Consider the following 16702-nt stretch of genomic DNA (forward strand, 5'->3'; position numbering starts at 1 on the left):
TTCTCGCCGCAACTCCCGCGCCCACGGATCCGCCGACACCCACCACCTGGGACAAGGTGCTCGGCGTGCTGGGCGAAGTCGGCATGAATGCGATCTGGGTCGCGGTGATCATCGTCTCGTGCGTGGTGGCCGCGTTCGTGCTGCGCCTGGTCATCCGCCGCATCGTCAAGCGCATCGTCGACAGCGCGAAGACCAAGGCGAAGGTCGATGACACCCAGGCCCTGGAGCGCTCACCGCTGGCGGACATGCGGCTCGTGCAGCGCACCCGGACGCTGGGCACGATCCTGCAGAACATCGTCAACGTCATCCTCGTGGTGGTGGCGATCGTGCTGACGGTGAACCAGTTGAGCCCCTCGCTTCTGGGCTCCCTGACCCTGCTCACCGCTGCTGTCGGTGCCGGGCTCGGCTTCGGCGCGCAGAACATCGTCAAGGACGTGCTGAACGGACTGTTCCTCGTCGCCGAGGACCAGATCGGCATCGGCGACGTGGTGGACCTCGGCCTGGCATCCGGCGTCGTCGAGTACGTCAGTGTGCGCATCACGCAGGTGCGCGACGTCAACGGCACCCTCTGGTACGTGCGCAACGGCGAGGTCACCCGCATCGGCAACATGTCGCAGGGCTGGGCGCGCGCCATCATCGATCTGGGCATCGCGCCGGATGCCGACCTGGAGCTCGTCGAGCAGACCATGCTGGAGACCGCCCAGGGCCTCACCAAGGATCCGAAGTGGCGCACCCGCATCATCGAGCGCCCAGAGGTGTGGGGTCTGGAGACCATCGACGGCGACGCGCTCGTGGTGCGCGTGGTCATCAAGACGCGCGCGAACGCCATGGACGACGTGGCCCAGGAGCTGCGGGCGCGGTTGCGCGCCGCGCTGGCGGAGAAGGACGTGGCCGTTCCGAAGCTGGCATCCGTCACCCTCTCCGGCCTCGACGGCGCACGCCGCGTGCGCGGCGCCAACCCACCGAAGACCCGCCCCAACCCGGTCGCGGGCGTGCCGCCGGTGGCGGAGCGCGGCATCTGGCGGCGCAAGAAGTCCGGCGATCAGGAAGGCGGCGCGAAGTGAGCTTCTACGAGGAGATCGGCGGGCACGACACCATCAAGCGCATGGTGGACGTGTTCTACCAGGAGGTCGCCCTCGACCCGGTGCTCAAGCCGATGTACCCCGAGGACGACCTCGGTCCCGCGGCGAACCGCCTGACCATGTTCCTCGAGCAGTACTGGGGCGGCCCGACGACGTACATGGAGAAGCGCGGCCACCCGCGGCTCATGCTGCGGCACAAGGCGTTCCACGTGAACCCGGATGCCCGCGACCGCTGGCTCATGCACATGCGCACCGCGCTGGACGAGGTGCAGCTCTCCCCCATGCACGACGCGGCGTTCTGGGACTACCTGGAGCGCGCCGCGCACATGCTCGTGAACACGTTCGAGCCCACGCCCGAACCCTGATCCCCCACCGCTCGCCGACGAAGGAGTCGCCATGCCCGCCACCGAGACAGATGTGCTCGTGATCGGATGGGGCCTGTCCGGCCTCGTCGCCGCCGGAGAGGCACTGCACGCCGGAAGGCGCGTGACGATCATCGACCAGGAGCCACGCACGAACCTGGGCGGGCAGGCCTGGTGGTCGTTCGGCGGACTGTTCCTCATCGACTCCCCCGAGCAGCGCCGGATGGGCATCCGCGACTCGCTGGAGCTGGCCACCCAGGACTGGTTCGGCAGCGCGGGCTTCGACCGAGAAGAGGACGAGTGGCCGCGCCGCTGGGCGAGCGCGTACCTCGAGTTCGCCGCAGGCGAGAAGCGCAGCTGGCTGCGCGAGCGCGGCGTGGGCTTCTTCCCCGTGGTGGGCTGGGCCGAGCGCGGCGGCTACGGCGCCATCGGCCCCGGCAACTCCGTGCCGCGGTTCCACATCACGTGGGGCACCGGCCCGGGCATCGTCGCACCGTTCGCCGAGGCCGTGGAGCGGGCAGAGGCCGAGGGGCGTGCGACGATCCTGCCGCGGCACCGCGTCGCCGAACTGCTCGTCGAGGGCGGCGCCGTGGTCGGTGCTCGCGGCGACGTGCTGGCGGACTCGATCACCCCCCGCGGAATGCCGTCGTCCCGTGACGTCGTCGGTGACTTCGAGATCAGGGCGGATGCCGTGATCGTCGCCTCCGGAGGCATCGGCGGCAACCACGACCTGGTGCGTGCGGCGTGGCCGGCACGACTGGGCACCCCGCCCGCGGAGATGCTCACCGGCGTCCCCGCCTACGTCGACGGCTCCATGCAGGCCGTCTCCACGGCCGCCGGAGCGCATCTGATCAACGGCGACCGCATGTGGCACTACGTCGAGGGGATCGCCGGCTGGGATCCGGTCTGGCCGAACCACGGCATCCGCATCCTGCCCGGCCCGTCGTCGCTGTGGCTGGACGCCACCGGCAAGAGGCTGCCCGTGCCCCTGTATCCCGGATTCGACACGCTGGGCACGCTCGAGCACCTGCGCACGACCGGCCACGACCACTCCTGGTTCATCACCTCGCTGAAGATCGTGGAGAAGGAGTTCGCGCTCTCCGGCAGCGAGCAGAACCCCGACCTCACCGGCAAGGACGTGAGACTGCTGCTGAAGTCGCGCCTCGCGAAGGGCCCCACCGGCCCCGTGCAGTCGTTCCTCGACGAGGGCGCGGACTTCATCGTCGAGAACGATCTGGAATCACTGCTGGTTCAGATGAAGCGGATGCCGGGCGGCGAGGCGCTGGACGCCGATCGGGCCCGCGACGAGGTCATCGCCCGTGACCGCGAGATCGGCAACGACTTCACCAAGGACGCCCAGATCGCCATGCTGCGATCGATGCGCTCCTATCGCGGCGACAAGCTCATCCGAACCGCTCCCCCGCACCGCCTGCAGGATCCGGCCGCGGGGCCCATGATCGCCGTGAAGCTGCACGTGCTCACGCGCAAGTCGCTGGGCGGCATCCAGACCGATCTCGACGGACGAGCGCTGGATGCCGCAGGCGAGCCGATCCCGGGGCTGTACGCGGCCGGCGAGGCCAGCGGATTCGGCGGTGGCGGCGTGCACGGCTACCGCGCACTCGAGGGCACGTTCCTCGGCGGATGCCTGTTCTCGGGCCGCCAGGCCGGGCGGGCGGCCGGCCGCTGAGCCGCTAATGGGCGGATGCGTGCCCGGTCTCCCGCACCGCGGTGAGCCCGCGCACCGCCGGCCCCCGGCTCAGCACATGCCCACGACGGAATGCGAGTCTGGTCCACCGACCGGCCTCGGTGATGCGCACCTGCTCGGGGCCCCCGATGAAGCCGAACGCCTGCGCGGCGAACGCCACTCCGCGCGGCAGGCCCAGCAGGTCCTCGTCAGGCTCGCCCCAGATGCGCGCACGCAGGGCCCGCACGGCCTCCTCACGCGAGCCCTCGGGGCTCCCGTGCGCGACAGCGGAGATCCCCCACTGCGCGCGCTCGGACAGGATCGTCGCAGGCAGCTCCGCGACCTGCTGCCAGCCGCCACGAGGCGGTGCGACACCGGCCCAGGCCGGTGCGCGGCCGGTGTCGGGCAGCTCCAGCGAGTCCGGGCTGAGACTCTCCGTCAGGGAGTCGACGACCACGTCGCAGCTGAGCTCGGGATCGGCGCGCACGATGCGCATCGCCAGGATGGTCGGCGTCTGGTCGAACAGGCCCTGCGGCGCGAGGGCCGCGGAGGTGAGCACCAGCACCCCCTCCGCCGCCTGCAGCCGCACGCCGTCGGCGCCGGCTTGGCCCGCACGCCCGGAGAACGTGAGCACATCACGGGCGGTTTCGGCATCGGCGAGGACGAGGGGTCGGGTCACGACTTCTACGCTATCCCCGTACAACCGCCCCTGGCTTGCTCGGGCTGCCGGATCCGTGCTCCTAGACTGGAGCCGTGACCGCCACGACCGATGCCGCCCGCACCATCGCGAACCTGCTGAAGGTCCTCGATCTCGATGCGTCCGAGGCGCGCACCACCGAGGACATCTTCACGGGAGTGTCGCACTCGATGCCCACCGGCCGCGTGTACGGCGGCCAGGTGCTCTCGCAGTCGCTGGTGGCCGCAGAGCGGACGCTTCCCGAGGAGCGCATCGTGCACTCCATGCACGGCTACTTCCTGCGCCCCGGGGACGCGACGCAGGGCATCACCTTCGCCGTGGATCGCATCCACGACGGCCGCTCGTTCTCCACGCGCCGAGTGCAGGCCTACCAGGGCGGCGTGCCCATCTTCTCGATGATCTCCTCGTTCCAGGACGAGGATCCCGGTCTGGATCATGCGGAGCCGATCCCGGACGGCATCCCGGATCCGGAGTCGCTGCCCTCCGACGACGAGCTCATCGGTCGCGTGCATCCGATCACAGGCCGTCTGCTGTCGGACCGCCCCGCGGACATCCGGCACGTGACGGGCCCGTTGTTCCTCGAGGTCGCGGGCGAACGCGTTCCACAGCAGGCCGTGTGGATGCGCATGCGCGCCCCGCTGCCGGACGACCCGCGGCTGCATCGCGCCGCGCTGGCCTACCTCAGCGACATGACCATCCAGGAGTCGATCCTGCGCCGGCACGGCATCACCTGGCAGACGCCCGGCCTGAAGGTCGCCAGCCTGGACCACGCCATGTGGTGGCACCGGTTCGGCCGAGTGGACCAGTGGATGCTGTACGTGCAGCAGTCCCCCAACGCCCGCGGCGGGCGAGGGCTCTCCCAGGGCCGCATCTACAGCCAGGACGGGTCCCTGATGGCGACCGTCGCGCAGGAGATCATGATCCGCGTCCCGCAGCTGTGAGCAGCGCGACTCAGTGCCTGCGGTAGGTCAGCGGCTCGCCGAGCAGGGGCTCCCACGCCGCGCGCATCTCCGGTGCGAGCCGGACAGGGCGGCCGGATGCGGCATCCACGAGCACCATGACCGTGGTCGCCCGCGCATACAGCGTCTGCTGCTCTGCCGCGGCATCCGCCCGCACCTCGTAGCAGACCTCGAGGCTGGAGCCGCCGAGCTTGCCGAACCACATCTGGATGTCCAGCGGATGCCGCTGGTACGGCACGGGCGCGAGGTACTCGATCTCCTGCCGGGCGATCAGCGTGAGCAGACCGTGCGCGAGTCCCGAGTCGAGGATGGCCGTGGGAGGCGCGACCTCGCCGGGCCCCGGCTTCCAGAAGGCGCGCACGCGCGCCTCCTCGAGGAGCTTGAGCATCGAGGTGTTGTTGACGTGGTTGAACGCGTCGAGGTCGCCCCAGCGCAGCTGGATGGGGACGTGCAGGCGTCCGTCATCCAGCACGCGTTCGCGGGGGGTCATCGTCTGAAGCCCTAGTCGCGGGTCAGCTTGCGGTGGGTGGTGCGGTGCGGGCGCGCCGCCTCGAGGCCCAGACGCTCGATCTTGTTCTTCTCGTACGACTCGAAGTTGCCCTCGAACCAGTGCCACTGCGACGGGTTCTCGTCGGTGCCCTCGTAGGCGAGGATGTGCGTGGCGATGCGGTCGAGGAACCAGCGGTCGTGTGTGATGACCACGGCGCAGCCGGGGAACTCCAGCAGGGCGTTCTCCAGCGAGCTGAGGGTCTCGACGTCCAGGTCGTTGGTCGGCTCGTCGAGCAGCAGCAGGTTGCCGCCCTCCTTGAGCGTCAGAGCCAGGTTCAGGCGGTTGCGCTCACCGCCGGAGAGCACGCCGGCCTTCTTCTGCTGGTCCGGCCCCTTGAAGCCGAACTTCGACACGTAGGCGCGCGACGGGATCTCGATCTTCCCGACGGTGATGAAATCGAGGCCGTCGGAGACGACCTCCCACAGCGTCTTGTCCGGGTCGATGTTGGAGCGGGTCTGGTCGACGTAGCTGATCTTCACGGTCTCGCCGATCTTCAGATCCCCGCCGTCCAGGGGCTCCAGGCCCACGATGGTCTTGAACAGCGTGGTCTTTCCGACGCCGTTGGGGCCGATCACGCCGACGATCCCGTTGGGCGGCAGGCTGAAGCTCAGCCCGTCGATGAGCATGCGGTCGCCGAAGCCCTTCTGCAGCTTCTTCGCCTCGATGACGATGTTGCCCAGGCGCGGGCCTGCGGGGATCTGGATCTCCTCGAAGTCGAGCTTCCTGGTGCGCTCGGCCTCCGCCGCCATCTCCTCGTAGCGCGCCAGGCGCGCCTTGGACTTCGTCTGACGGCCCTTGGCGCTGGAGCGCACCCACTCCAGTTCGTCCTTCAGCCGCTTGGCGAGCTTGGCGTCCTTCTTGCCCTGGATGTCCAGGCGCTCGGCCTTCTGCTGCAGGTAGGTGGAGTAGTTGCCCTCGTAGCCCAGCAGGCGACCGCGGTCGACCTCCGCGATCCACTCGGCGACATGGTCGAGGAAGTAGCGGTCGTGGGTGACGGCGATGACGGCGCCCTTGTAGTCCTTCAGATGCTGCTCCAGCCACAGCACGCTCTCGGCGTCCAGGTGGTTGGTGGGCTCGTCCAGCAGCAGCAGGTCAGGCTTCTGCAGCAGCAGCTTGGCCAGTGCCACGCGGCGCTTCTCACCACCGGACAGCGGTGCGATCTCGGCATCCCCCGGCGGGGTGCGCAACGCGTCCATGGCCTGCTCGAGCTGCGAGTCCAGGTCCCAGCCGTCGGCGGCGTCGATCTCCTCCTGCAGCACGCCCATCTCGGCCAGCAGCGAGTCGAAGTCGGCATCCGGATCGGCCATCAGCGCGGAGATCTCGTTGAAGCGATCGACCTTCGCCTTCACGGCGATGCCGTCCTGGATGTTCTCCAGCACGGTCTTGGACTCGTCCAGTTCGGGCTCCTGCATGAGGATGCCGACGGAGAAGCCCGGCGTCAGCTTGGCCTCGCCGTTGGACGGCGTGTCCAGGCCCGCCATGATCTTCAGGATCGTGGACTTTCCGGCGCCGTTGGGGCCCACCATGCCGATCTTCGCGCCAGGCAGGAACGCCATGGTGACGTCATCGAGGATGAGCTTGTCGCCCACCGCCTTGCGTGCTCGCACCATGGAGTAGATGTATTCGGCCACGACGAGGGTCTCCTTCAGTCAGCGGGCAGGGGTGCGGCTCCGGAGAGCCGACACACCAGCCTACCCGTCTTCGCGCGTGCGCTCAGCGGGACGGGCGCTCACCAGTCGATGGGACGGGTCTCTCCGATCAGGCAGCGGCCTTCCGCGAGCTGCGGCATCACCTCGGTCACGGGGTTCCCCGTCGACGGACCGACCTGGCCGATCAAGCACTCCTTGTCGCCCCAGGCCACGGAGAACAGCAGACTCTCGACCGGATTCCCCACCGTGGTGCGATCCGCGGTCACCTGCATACGTTCCTTGGCGAAGCCCGCTGCGACCAGCGCGTCCACGTACGCGCGTCCGCTCACCCGGTCGGGGCCCGCCCACACCTTCGCGGTGACCGCGGCGAACAGCGGCAGGTTGTCGGACGCCGTCCCCTCCGGGACGAGGATCGGGCCGGGTGCGGCCGTCGGAGTCGCAGAGGCGGATGCCGACGGGGATGGGGCCGCCGACGGGGAGTCCTCCGGCAACGGTGCGGAACAGGAGATCAGGCCTGCCGCGACCGCAGCGCCGAGGATGAGGACGCTCGACGACCGGATCGGACCGGCGGAGACGGATGGCCTTCGACGCACGCTCAGAAGTCTAGGCGCACGCCCGAGGGGCATCCGTCACCGCGGCAGCGGCCGGTGCTCACGTGTACGCGAGCTCGTCCTCGTGATCCGCCTCGGCCGACGCCGGATCGGCGTCGGGATCGGTCATCCCCTCGGCGTCCCAGGCCTCGCGCTCCGCAGCGCTGGGCTCGTCGGGCATCCCGCCCTCGTCGGGCATCCCGCCGCCTTCGGGCATCCCCGACCCGGTCGACTCCGGTGCCCCGGCAGCCGGAGCGGAGCGCTCCCCGCTGCCAGCCTTGGCCCGGCGGGCGAACGCGCTGGTGCCCTTGTTGAGGTCGTGCCCGATGGCGTCCGCGTCGATCTCGACGTCGACTCCCTTCCTGCCGTTGGCCTCCCACTCGCGCACCTTCATCCGTCCGACCACGATGACGGGATCGCCGCAGCGCAGCGATGCCTTCGCGTGGTCGGCGATGTTGCCGAAGGCCGAGATCGCGTACCAGCTGGTGTCCCCCTCGACCCATGCGCCGGTGCGCTGATCGAAGTAGCCGGGCGTGGATGCCACGCGGAAGTTGATGACGGGCTTGCCCGTGCGGGTCACTCCCCTGCTCGGATCGTTGCCGATGTTCCCGGCGATGACGACGGTGTCGTTCCTGATGGTCATGTCGTGCTCCTTGTCAGCCGGGACGAGCCCGGGTGAGTACAGCGTGCACGCCGGCCACCGACGCCGAGGGGCGGAATCCCACTGATTGTGCACAAGTCGGCGGATTCCGGAGATGTGCAGACGGACTGTCAGTGCACGAGCAGCAGCAGTCCGGCGACGGCGATGAACAGCGATCCGAACACGCCGTTGAGGATGCGCTGTCCGCGCGTGCTTCGCGTGAACCGGCGGAACTGCTTGGCCGCCGCCGCGAAGAAGAACCACATCACCAGCACGTCCACAGCCACCGAGGTCGAGATCAGCATCAGGTACTGCGGCAGCTGCTCCTGGTCGAGGCGGATGAACTGCGGCACGAAGGCGAGGAAGAACACGATGGCCTTCGGGTTCAGGATGTTCACCCAGAATCCGCGGCGGAGCATCGACCACGCTCCCTCTCGCGAGCGCGACGCCGCGGCGGTGGTGTCGGGTTCGGGCTTCGCCAGGATCAGCCGGATGCCGAGGTACACCAGGTATGCCGCTCCGGCGTAGCGGATGCTGTCGAACAGCAGCTGCGACCGCGAGACGATCAGGCCCACGCCCGCCGCCACGATGATCACGTGCACGATGAGGGCCGCCTGCTGGCCGAGCACGCCCCACAGCGAACGGCGCCAGCCCTGTGCGAGCGCGTTGGTCATGGTGTTGATCGCACCGGCTCCTGGCGTGAAGCTGATCACCACGCACGCCACCAGCAGCGAGAGCCATACCGTCCACGTCACCAGCACAGTGTAGGGGCATCCGGCGGGCCGTCCCGGCCGATGTCCGATGCCTGCTCTACGGTGAGGGCATGACCACCGCAGCGCAGCTCCCGACCTGGCTCACCCGCGTGGGCGTGTTCGATCTGGAGACCACGGGGGTCGACGTCACGACCGACCGCATCGTGACCGCGCACGTGGGCGTGCTGGACCGCCACGGGCGCGAGATCGCGGCGCGCGACTGGCTGGCGGATCCCGGCATCCCCATCCCCGACGGCGCAGCCGCCGTGCACGGCATCAGCACCGAGCACGCCCGCGCGCACGGACGGCCCGCCGCCGAGGTCGTGGCCGAGGTCAGCAGCGCATTGCGGATGCTGTTCTCGCAGGGCATGCCGGTCGTGGCATACAACGCCTCCTACGACTTCTCGCTGCTGGCGCACGAGGCTGTGCGTCACGGCATCCCCGCGCTGAGCGATCCGCAGCCGGTCATCGACCCGCTGGTGATCGACAAGGCCTACGACCGGTATCGCCGGGGCAAGCGGACGCTGAGCGTCGTCGCCGAGCACTATGCCGTCCCGCTGGACGATGCCCACGAGGCGTCGGCGGATGCCATCGCCGCCGGCCGCGTCGCGCTGGCGCTGGCGAAGGAGTTCGCGCTGCCCGGCACCGCGGCCGAGCTGCACACACAGCAGATCGGCTGGGCCCGCGATCAGGCCGCCAGCCTGACCGAGTACTTCATCAAGGTCGGCCGCCTGGATCCGCAGGAGACTCTGGACGGCAGCTGGCCCATCCGCGGGTGATGCCCGAACTCTCCTCCGCTCCGGAACGCGGAGAGGGGCCTACTCTGGGCTCATGGGCGAGATTCTCGGCTGGGCACTGGTGGGAGCATGGCTCCTGCTGCCCGTCGTGGCCGTGATCCTCGTCATCCGCTGGAGCATGTCGAGCGGTCAGGTGGAGACGAAGTACGACAGCTCCGCGGCCGGTCTGGTCGACGGCTTCGACGCCGTCTTCTCCCCCGAGGCCTACGAGGCGCACCTCGAGCGCGATCGGGCGACCAGGCGAACGGCGCCGGCCCCGGCGCCCGGCGATCCGCCGTGGGCCATCGACGGCGACAGCATCCGCATCGACGTGTGATCACGTCCGAGACACGACGAAGGCCCCGCCGGAGCGGGGCCTTCGCTGTGGCTGCTTACTTGGAGGAGCCGCCGAAGTTCTTGAAGCGCTGGTTGAACTTCTCGACACGACCGGCCGAGTCCATGATGCGCTGCTTGCCCGTGTAGAACGGGTGCGAGGCCGAGGAGATCTCGACGTCGATGACGGGGTACTCCACGCCGTCCAGCTCGATCGTCTTGTCGCTGGTGACGGTCGAGCGGGTGAGGAAGGTCTCTCCCGAGCCGAGGTCGCGGAACACGACGGCCTGGTAGTCGGGGTGGATGTCAGTCTTCATGGGATTCCTTACGTGATGCCCTGGATTCTGCCAGGAGCGAGGGAAGTCTGCGGTGCGAGCGCACCGAGGGTCTATCCTAGCAGATCACGCCGCGCGCGCCGCGTACCGTCCGCCCTCGGAGGTCAGCGCGATCGGCATGCCGAACGCCTCGGACAGCGTCTCGGCGGTGAGGGTCTCGGCGATGGGTCCGGCCGCGACGATGCCGCCGGCGCGCAGCAGCATCACGTGCGTGAAGCCGACGGGGATCTCCTCGACGTGGTGCGTCACCATGATCATGGCCGGGGTGTAGGGCGACGCCGCATAGGCGCTGAGCAGCTGCAGCAGCTCCTCGCGCGATCCCAGGTCCAGGCTCGCCGTGGGCTCGTCCAGCAGCAGCAGCTCAGGGTCGGTCATCACCGCGCGCGCGATCTGGACGCGCTTCTGCTCGCCGTCGCTGAGGGTGCCGAACAGCCGGTCGGAGAGGTGGTCGAGCCTCCACTCCGCCAGAACCTCGCGTGCACGACGCTCGTCGACGCCCTCGTACTGCTCGTTCCAGCGCCCCATCACGGAGTACGCCGCGGTCATGACCGTGTTCAGCACGGTCTCGTCCTGAGGGATGCGACGGGCCAGCGCCGTGGAGGCGAAGCCGATGCGCGGGCGGATCTCGAAGACATCGGTGCGCCCGAGGGTCTCGCCGAGGATCGTCACGGTGCCCGATGTCGGGTGCAGCAGCGTGTCGGCCAGCTGCAGCAGCGTGGTCTTGCCCGCGCCATTCGGCCCCAGCACCACCCAGCGCTGATCCTCTGAGACGTTCCACGTCACGTGATCGACGATGTCACGGCCGTCACGGCGCACGACGACATCGGTGAATTCCAGGGCGCTCGACATGACGTCCAGCCTATCGGCTCAGGCGGTCAGCTCCTCGTAGAGCGCGCGGGTGGTGTCGGCGATCGCGCCCCAGCTGAAGTTCGTCCTGGCGCGCTCGCGTCCGGCAGCACCGTACTCCGCGGCACGAGCGGGATCCCCGGTGACCTCGGTCAGCGTCGCGGCCAGGTCGGAGACGAATCGCTCCGGATCCACGGGCGTGCCCGTGCCGTCCTGCAGCTGGTCGATCGGGACGATCCGCCCGGTCACTCCGTCGGCGACCACCTCCGGGATGCCGCCGGTGCGGGTTCCCACGACCGCGGCTCCGCACGCCATGGCCTCGAGGTTCACGATTCCGAGGGGCTCGTAGACCGACGGGCAGACGAACGTCGTCGCCGCGGTGAGGATCGCCGACAGCTCGTCGCGCGGCAGCATCCGCTCGATCCAGATCACGCCCTGCCTGCTCTGCTGCAGCACCTTCACCAGGCCCTGCACCTCGGCCATGATCTCGGGGGTGTCCGGTGCGCCCGCGCACAGCACCAGCTGCACCTCGGGCGGCAGCAGCTGCGCGGCGCGCAGCAGGTACGGCAGGCCCTTCTGCCGCGTGATCCTCCCCACGAACACCACCGAGGGGCGCGACGGATCCATGCCGATGCTCGCCAGGAACCCGGGGTTCGACGTGGGATGCCAGCTGTCGACGTCGATGCCGTTGTGGATCACACGCACGCGGGCAGGGTCCACCTGCGGATAGCTGCGCAGGATGTCCGCGCGCATCCCCGCACTGACCGCGACGATGGCGGCGGCGTTCTCGTACGCCAGCTTCTCGATCCCGCTGGAGACGGCGTACCCGCCGCCGAGCTGCTCGGCCTTCCACGGCCGCAGCGGCTCCAGGCTGTGGGCGGTGAGCACATGCGGGATGCCGTGCAGCTGCGAGGCGATGTGCCCGGCGAAGTTCGCGTACCAGGTGTGACTGTGCACGACGTCGGCGCCCGCGACATCGCCGACCATGGCGAGATCCGTGCCCATCGTCTGCACGGCGGCGTTCGCGGAGGCGAGCTCGGCCGGCACCCGATAGGCCCTCGTGCCCGGCTCGCTGCGGTCGGCGCCGAAGGCCCGGACCTGCACGTCGATGCTCCGCCGCAGCGCCGAGACCAGCTCCGCGACGTGCACTCCGGCTCCCCCGTAGATCTCCGGCGGGTACTCCTTGGTGATGATGTCGACTCGCATGACTGCACGGTAGTACATCCGTCGTCGCGCGCTCTATTGTGGAGCCATGTCGGCACCTAAGAAGGTTTTCGGGATCATCCTCGCCGGCGGCGAGGGCAAGCGACTGATGCCCCTGACGATGGACAGGGCGAAACCGGCCGTGCCGTTCGGCGGGCAGTACCGGCTCATCGACTTCGCGATATCGAACCTCATCAACTCCGGCCTGCGCCAGGTCGTGGTGCTCACCCAGTACAAGTCCCACAGCCTCGACCGGCATGTATCGCAGAACTGGCGGATGTCCGGCCTGCTCGACTCCTACGTGGCGTCGGTCCCGGCGCAGCAGCGGCTCGGCAAGCGCTGGTTCTCGGGCTCGGCGGACGCCATCCTGCAGAGTCTGAACCTCATCAACGACGAGAAGCCGGACATCGTCGTCGTGATCGGTGCCGACCACGTGTACCGGATGGACTTCCAGCAGATGGTGGATGCGCACATCGCCTCCGGCGCGTCGGCGACGGTCGCCGGCATCCGTCAGCCGCTGGCGCTGGCCTCGCAGTTCGGCGTGATCGATGCCGACCCCGAGACCGGCCGCATCCGCGAGTTCCTCGAGAAGCCCAGCGACCCGGCCGGCCTGGCGGACTCCCCGGGTGAGGTGCTGGTGTCGATGGGGAACTACGTCTTCGACACGGATGCCCTGATCGCCGCCGTCGAGGCCGATGGCGAGTCCGCCAGCTCAGGCCACGACATGGGCGGCGACATCGTGCCGTACTTCGTCGGTCGGGGCGAGGCCGGCTACTACGACATGAAGCAGAACGACGTGCCCGGCTCGTCGCCGCGCGACCGCTCGTACTGGCGGGACGTGGGAACGATCGACTCGTACTTCGACGCGCACATGGACCTGATCTCCACCCTGCCGATCTTCAATCTCTACAACACGGCGTGGCCGATCCGCACGCAGACGGTGAACACGCCGCCGGCGAAGTTCGTCCGCGATGCCGTGGGCCGCATCGGCAATACGATCGACTCGATCGTGTCGGCCGGCTCCGTGCTCTCCGGCACGCACCTGGAGCGCAGTGTGGTGGGCGTGGGCACCCTCGCCTCGGGGGGATCCACGATCACGGACTCCGTGCTGCTGGACGGCGTGCAGCTCGGTCTCGGCGCCAGGGTGCATCGCACCGTGCTCGACAAGAACGTCATCCTCGAGGACGGCGCCACGGTCGGCGTCGACCGGGAGCGTGACCTGGAGCGCGGCTTCACGGTCACCGATTCCGGCATCACGGTGGTAGGGAAGGGCATCCGCATCGCCCGGTGACACCCGGTCATCCGACCGTCACGAGGGCGGATACGCTCATCTCGTGACCACCGCGCGCTTCCTCGTCGTCCTCGATGCCGATTCCACGCTCATCCGCAATGAGGTGATCGAGCTCCTGGCCGACGAGGCCGGTCGCCGTGCCGAGGTGCAGGCCGCCACCGAGGCCGCGATGCGCGGCGAGGTGGACTTCGCCACCAGCCTGCGCTCGCGCGTCGCGGAGCTCGCGGGGGTGAGCACGGATGCCTTCGCGCGCGTCCTGACGCGCATCGAGCCGACTCCGGGCGTGCGCGAGCTGACCTCGGCGGTGCACGATCGGGGTGGAGTGGTGGGGGTCGTCTCCGGCGGCTTCCACGAGATCCTCGACCACGTCGCGCCTCAGCTGGGCGTCGACCGCTGGCGCGCGAATCGTCTTGACGTGGCCGACGGCGTGCTGACCGGCCGGGTGGACGGCGAGATCGTCGACGCACAGGCGAAGGCGGACTCGCTGCGGGCATGGGCTGCGGAGCTCGGCCTCCGCCCCGCCTCGACCATCGCGATCGGCGACGGCGCCAACGATCTGAAGATGATGGCGGTGGCGGGCCTGGGACTGGCCTTCAACGCGAAGCCGGCCGTGCGGGCAGCCGCATCGCTGGTGATCGGCCCGCAGGACCTGTCGGCGGTCATCCCGCTGCTGCCCTGATCCTCACCCTCTCGTCGCCGCGCTGAAACGGTGAACGGGGCTCAGTGCCCCATGCCCAGACCGCCGTCGACGGGGATGACCGCGCCCGAGATGTAGGCGGCGTCGTCGCCGGCGAGCCAGACGACGGCTCCGGCGACCTCGTCGGGCGTGGCGAAGCGGCCGGCGGGGATGCTGGCCTTGTACTGCTTCTGCGTCTCCTCCGGCAGCTCCGCGGTCATGTCGGTCTCGATGAACCCCGGGGCCACGACGTTCGCGGTGATGTTGCGGGCGCCCAGTTCGCGCGTGAGCGAACGCGCGAAGCCCACGAGCGCGCTCTTCGAGGCGGCGTAGTTGGTCTGCCCCGCCGAGCCGTACAGGCCCACCACGCTGGAGATGAGGATCACGCGCCCGAAGCGCGCGCGCAGCATGCCCTTCGAGGCGCGCTTGACGACGCGGAACGAACCGCCGAGGTTGGTGGAGACGACGCTGTCGAAGTCGTCCTCGCTCATGCGCATGAGCAGCGTGTCCTTCGTGATCCCGGCGTTGGCGACCACGACCTCGACGGGGCCGAGCTTCTGCTCGACCTCGGTGAACGCGGCGTCGACGGAGGCGGCATCGGTCACGTCCGCGCGCACCGTGAGCGTGCCCTCCGGGCCCTCGCCGCTGCGCGCGGTGACCGCGACGCGATAGCCGTCGCGGACGAACCGCTCGGCGATGGCGCGGCCGATGCCGCGGTTTCCGCCGGTGATGAGGACGACGCGGTCGGTGCTCATGAGGGGCTCCTGCCTGTGGGGATGAACGCACGCCATCCTATCGACTGCGACGCTCGGAGCAGCGCGTCCGCGACGCCGGGCGGGCCGCGCCGAGGCATCCTCGATCCCCGGCACGGCGTAGGCTGGAAGCATCGTGAGACACACCCGAAACGCGCCCTCAGTCACCTCGCTTCCGGAGTCGCCGACGGACGAGGCGAAGCGTCGAGTGCGCCATTACGCGATCACGATGGGCATCCGCACGGTGTGCTTCGTCCTCATGGCTGTGGTCGATCCCATCCACTGGTGGACCTTCGTGTTCGCAGCCGGGGCGATCCTCCTGCCGTACATCGCCGTCGTCGACGCCAACGCGGGTGCCGACAGCACGCCGGTGAACGTCGAGTCGCCGGAATTCGAGATCGAAGCGGCACCGGCCGAGCCGGTGCAGAAGCCCGCGCAGCCGAAGGTGATCACGATCCACGAGACCGGACATCCGGCCTCCGGCGAGGGGAGCGCATCATGAGCGTGCCGTTCGAGTGCGCCCGCGCCGAATGTCGAGAGGCCGCGACCCACTACATCGTCTGGCGCAATCCGCGCATCCACACCGCCGACCGCCGCAAGATCTGGCTGGCCTGCGACGAGCACGTCGGATTCCTCAGCGACTATCTGCGCAATCGGGAGTTCCCCGTCGAGGTGCACGAAGGACTCCCGAAGTGAGGCAGCGCCTGCTGCGCTGGACCGGCTATCTGGCGGTCGCGATCGTGTTCGCGATCGCCTGCGCGTTCCTGTCGAACTGGCAGTTCAGCCGCAACGAGCAGAAGGCCACCGAGATCGCGCTGGTGCAGCGCAACTACCACGCGAAGCCCATCCCCCTCGACGAGGCCGTGAAGCCCGACGGCACGATGGACGCCTCCCGCGAGTGGCATCCGGTCCAGCTGCGCGGTCAGTACCTCGCCGACCAGCAGGTGCTGGCGCGCAACCGACCGCACGGCGGGACCAGCGCTTTCGAGGTGCTCGTCCCGTTCCGGACGACCGACGGCAGGGTCCTCCTCATCGACCGCGGCTGGGTGCCGCCGGCCGAGGACAGCTCCCCCTCGACCGTCGCCGCTCCCCCGTCCGGCGAAGTGACCGTGGTGGCGCGGATCCAGCCTGGCGAGCCGCTGCCGGCATCGGGGCGCAGCGCACCGCAGGGTCAGGTGCCGACCATCAACCTGCCGCTGATCGCCTCGCAGGTGAACCCCGACCTGATCACCGGCGCGTACGGGCTGCTGGCATCCGAGACGCCGGCGCCCGACACCTCCCTGGGCGGCTTCGACGTGCCCACCGAGGATCCGGGCCCGCACCTGTCGTACGCGATCCAGTGGATCCTGTTCGCCGTGATGGGCTTCATCTTCATCTTCTACGTGATCCGCACCGAGATCATCAAGGCCAAGGAGGAGTCCGGCGAGCGTGCGCCGCGTCCCCCTCGCCGTCGCCGTGACAGGGATGCCGACATCGAGGACGCCCTGCTCGAGGACGCCTCCCGCTGAGCGACGGGCGAACAGCC

Annotated in this window: 21 protein-coding genes; 11 read left to right on the forward strand and 10 right to left on the reverse strand. The window is 69.4% G+C overall.

Annotated features, from left to right (window positions below):
• The first annotated feature begins 83 nt into the window (after window positions 1–83).
• Genes Q0568_RS12380 through Q0568_RS12390 form a run of 3 tightly spaced genes read left to right on the forward strand, consistent with a single transcriptional unit; the run spans window position 84 to window position 3131 of the window.
• Complete coding sequence (locus Q0568_RS12380; RefSeq protein ID WP_298867286.1) at window positions 84–1064, forward strand: mechanosensitive ion channel domain-containing protein; 981 nt, start codon at window positions 84–86, stop codon at window positions 1062–1064.
• Window positions 1061–1447, forward strand: coding sequence for a globin (locus Q0568_RS12385; protein ID WP_298866944.1), 387 nt, complete (start codon window positions 1061–1063; stop codon window positions 1445–1447). The genes Q0568_RS12380 and Q0568_RS12385 overlap by 4 nt, the downstream gene beginning before the upstream one ends.
• A 31-nt stretch (window positions 1448–1478) precedes the next feature.
• Window positions 1479–3131, forward strand: a complete 1653-nt coding sequence (locus Q0568_RS12390) for an FAD-binding dehydrogenase (RefSeq protein WP_298866946.1) — start codon at window positions 1479–1481, stop codon at window positions 3129–3131.
• A gap of 4 nt (window positions 3132–3135) precedes the next feature.
• Here the strand turns inward: Q0568_RS12390 and Q0568_RS12395 are convergent, their stop codons facing one another.
• The gene (locus Q0568_RS12395) at window positions 3136–3807 is read right to left on the reverse strand and encodes a hypothetical protein (protein ID WP_298866949.1); all 672 of its coding nucleotides are present in this window, start codon (window positions 3805–3807) and stop codon (window positions 3136–3138) included.
• A gap of 74 nt (window positions 3808–3881) precedes the next feature.
• Between Q0568_RS12395 and Q0568_RS12400 the strand changes: the two genes are divergently transcribed.
• Window positions 3882–4766, forward strand: a complete 885-nt coding sequence (locus tag Q0568_RS12400) for an acyl-CoA thioesterase II (RefSeq protein ID WP_298866951.1) — start codon at window positions 3882–3884, stop codon at window positions 4764–4766.
• Window positions 4767–4776: 10 nt separating this feature from the next.
• On the opposite strand, the gene Q0568_RS12405 is transcribed toward Q0568_RS12400, so the two are convergent.
• The 5 genes from Q0568_RS12405 to Q0568_RS12425 all read right to left on the reverse strand — a co-directional run bounded on the left by Q0568_RS12405 (window position 4777) and on the right by Q0568_RS12425 (window position 8968).
• Window positions 4777–5274: a thioesterase family protein gene (locus tag Q0568_RS12405; protein ID WP_298866953.1), complete on the reverse strand. Its 498-nt coding sequence runs from the start codon at window positions 5272–5274 to the stop codon at window positions 4777–4779.
• 11 nt (window positions 5275–5285) lie between these two features.
• On the reverse strand, window positions 5286–6965 hold the full coding sequence (ettA, locus tag Q0568_RS12410) for an energy-dependent translational throttle protein EttA (RefSeq protein ID WP_298866955.1): 1680 nt from the start codon (window positions 6963–6965) through the stop codon (window positions 5286–5288).
• Window positions 6966–7063: 98 nt separating this feature from the next.
• On the reverse strand, window positions 7064–7576 hold the full coding sequence (locus tag Q0568_RS12415) for a hypothetical protein (RefSeq protein WP_298866957.1): 513 nt from the start codon (window positions 7574–7576) through the stop codon (window positions 7064–7066).
• Between the two features lie 58 nt (window positions 7577–7634).
• The gene (locus Q0568_RS12420; RefSeq protein WP_298866959.1) at window positions 7635–8216 is read right to left on the reverse strand and encodes a single-stranded DNA-binding protein; all 582 of its coding nucleotides are present in this window, start codon (window positions 8214–8216) and stop codon (window positions 7635–7637) included.
• A gap of 128 nt (window positions 8217–8344) precedes the next feature.
• Window positions 8345–8968 carry a LysE family transporter gene (locus Q0568_RS12425; protein ID WP_298866961.1) on the reverse strand — a complete coding sequence of 208 codons (624 nt, stop codon included), beginning with the start codon at window positions 8966–8968 and terminating at the stop codon, window positions 8345–8347.
• Between the two features lie 68 nt (window positions 8969–9036).
• On the opposite strand from Q0568_RS12425, the gene Q0568_RS12430 reads away from it, so the two are divergent.
• The gene (locus Q0568_RS12430) at window positions 9037–9744 is read left to right on the forward strand and encodes a 3'-5' exonuclease (RefSeq protein WP_298866963.1); all 708 of its coding nucleotides are present in this window, start codon (window positions 9037–9039) and stop codon (window positions 9742–9744) included.
• A gap of 52 nt (window positions 9745–9796) precedes the next feature.
• Window positions 9797–10078 (forward strand): hypothetical protein, encoded by a 282-nt coding sequence (locus Q0568_RS12435; protein WP_298866965.1) that lies wholly within the window; start codon window positions 9797–9799, stop codon window positions 10076–10078.
• Between the two features lie 55 nt (window positions 10079–10133).
• Here Q0568_RS12435 and Q0568_RS12440 read toward each other — a convergent pair whose 3' ends face one another.
• The 3 genes from Q0568_RS12440 to glgA form a co-directional block, all read right to left on the reverse strand.
• Window positions 10134–10391 (reverse strand): type B 50S ribosomal protein L31, encoded by a 258-nt coding sequence (locus tag Q0568_RS12440; RefSeq protein ID WP_067246295.1) that lies wholly within the window; start codon window positions 10389–10391, stop codon window positions 10134–10136.
• Between the two features lie 84 nt (window positions 10392–10475).
• The gene (locus Q0568_RS12445) at window positions 10476–11258 is read right to left on the reverse strand and encodes an ABC transporter ATP-binding protein (RefSeq protein ID WP_298866974.1); all 783 of its coding nucleotides are present in this window, start codon (window positions 11256–11258) and stop codon (window positions 10476–10478) included.
• Between the two features lie 18 nt (window positions 11259–11276).
• Entirely contained in the window at window positions 11277–12461 is a 1185-nt protein-coding gene (gene glgA, locus Q0568_RS12450) for a glycogen synthase (protein WP_298866976.1), read from the reverse strand.
• A gap of 46 nt (window positions 12462–12507) precedes the next feature.
• Between glgA and Q0568_RS12455 the strand changes: the two genes are divergently transcribed.
• A complete protein-coding gene (locus Q0568_RS12455) occupies window positions 12508–13749 on the forward strand; it encodes a glucose-1-phosphate adenylyltransferase (RefSeq protein WP_298866978.1) in 1242 nt (413 codons plus the stop codon).
• Window positions 13750–13792: 43 nt separating this feature from the next.
• Window positions 13793–14428 (forward strand): phosphoserine phosphatase SerB, encoded by a 636-nt coding sequence (gene serB, locus Q0568_RS12460; protein ID WP_298866980.1) that lies wholly within the window; start codon window positions 13793–13795, stop codon window positions 14426–14428.
• A 41-nt stretch (window positions 14429–14469) separates the two neighbouring features.
• Here serB and Q0568_RS12465 read toward each other — a convergent pair whose 3' ends face one another.
• The gene (locus Q0568_RS12465) at window positions 14470–15180 is read right to left on the reverse strand and encodes a beta-ketoacyl-ACP reductase (protein ID WP_298866982.1); all 711 of its coding nucleotides are present in this window, start codon (window positions 15178–15180) and stop codon (window positions 14470–14472) included.
• A 133-nt stretch (window positions 15181–15313) separates the two neighbouring features.
• Here Q0568_RS12465 and Q0568_RS12470 point away from each other — a divergent pair, with 133 nt between their 5' ends.
• Genes Q0568_RS12470 through Q0568_RS12480 form a run of 3 tightly spaced genes read left to right on the forward strand, consistent with a single transcriptional unit; the run spans window position 15314 to window position 16685 of the window.
• The gene (locus Q0568_RS12470) at window positions 15314–15679 is read left to right on the forward strand and encodes a DUF3099 domain-containing protein (protein ID WP_298866984.1); all 366 of its coding nucleotides are present in this window, start codon (window positions 15314–15316) and stop codon (window positions 15677–15679) included.
• Window positions 15676–15873 carry a hypothetical protein gene (locus Q0568_RS12475; RefSeq protein WP_298866986.1) on the forward strand — a complete coding sequence of 66 codons (198 nt, stop codon included), beginning with the start codon at window positions 15676–15678 and terminating at the stop codon, window positions 15871–15873. Before Q0568_RS12470 ends, Q0568_RS12475 begins: the two co-directional genes overlap by 4 nt.
• Window positions 15870–16685, forward strand: a complete 816-nt coding sequence (locus Q0568_RS12480; protein ID WP_298866988.1) for an SURF1 family protein — start codon at window positions 15870–15872, stop codon at window positions 16683–16685. Before Q0568_RS12475 ends, Q0568_RS12480 begins: the two co-directional genes overlap by 4 nt.
• The last annotated feature ends 17 nt before the right edge of the window (window positions 16686–16702 follow it).

This window comes from uncultured Microbacterium sp. (genome assembly GCF_937927635.1).
GTDB lineage: Bacteria > Actinomycetota > Actinomycetes > Actinomycetales > Microbacteriaceae > Microbacterium.

Coding starts and splice junctions, on each gene's coding strand:
- Q0568_RS12380 (WP_298867286.1), top strand. CDS start 84: ATGAATGCGATCTGGGTCGCGGTGATCATCGTCTCGTGCGTGGTGGCC.
- Q0568_RS12390 (WP_298866946.1), top strand. CDS start 1,479: ATGCCCGCCACCGAGACAGATGTGCTCGTGATCGGATGGGGCCTGTCC.
- Q0568_RS12405 (WP_298866953.1), bottom strand. CDS start 5,274: ATGACCCCCCGCGAACGCGTGCTGGATGACGGACGCCTGCACGTCCCC.
- Q0568_RS12420 (WP_298866959.1), bottom strand. CDS start 8,216: ATGACCATCAGGAACGACACCGTCGTCATCGCCGGGAACATCGGCAAC.
- Q0568_RS12430 (WP_298866963.1), top strand. CDS start 9,037: ATGACCACCGCAGCGCAGCTCCCGACCTGGCTCACCCGCGTGGGCGTG.
- Q0568_RS12435 (WP_298866965.1), top strand. CDS start 9,797: ATGGGCGAGATTCTCGGCTGGGCACTGGTGGGAGCATGGCTCCTGCTG.
- Q0568_RS12440 (WP_067246295.1), bottom strand. CDS start 10,391: ATGAAGACTGACATCCACCCCGACTACCAGGCCGTCGTGTTCCGCGAC.
- Q0568_RS12445 (WP_298866974.1), bottom strand. CDS start 11,258: ATGTCGAGCGCCCTGGAATTCACCGATGTCGTCGTGCGCCGTGACGGC.
- glgA (WP_298866976.1), bottom strand. CDS start 12,461: ATGCGAGTCGACATCATCACCAAGGAGTACCCGCCGGAGATCTACGGG.
- Q0568_RS12455 (WP_298866978.1), top strand. CDS start 12,508: ATGTCGGCACCTAAGAAGGTTTTCGGGATCATCCTCGCCGGCGGCGAG.
- Q0568_RS12465 (WP_298866982.1), bottom strand. CDS start 15,180: ATGAGCACCGACCGCGTCGTCCTCATCACCGGCGGAAACCGCGGCATC.
- Q0568_RS12475 (WP_298866986.1), top strand. CDS start 15,676: ATGAGCGTGCCGTTCGAGTGCGCCCGCGCCGAATGTCGAGAGGCCGCG.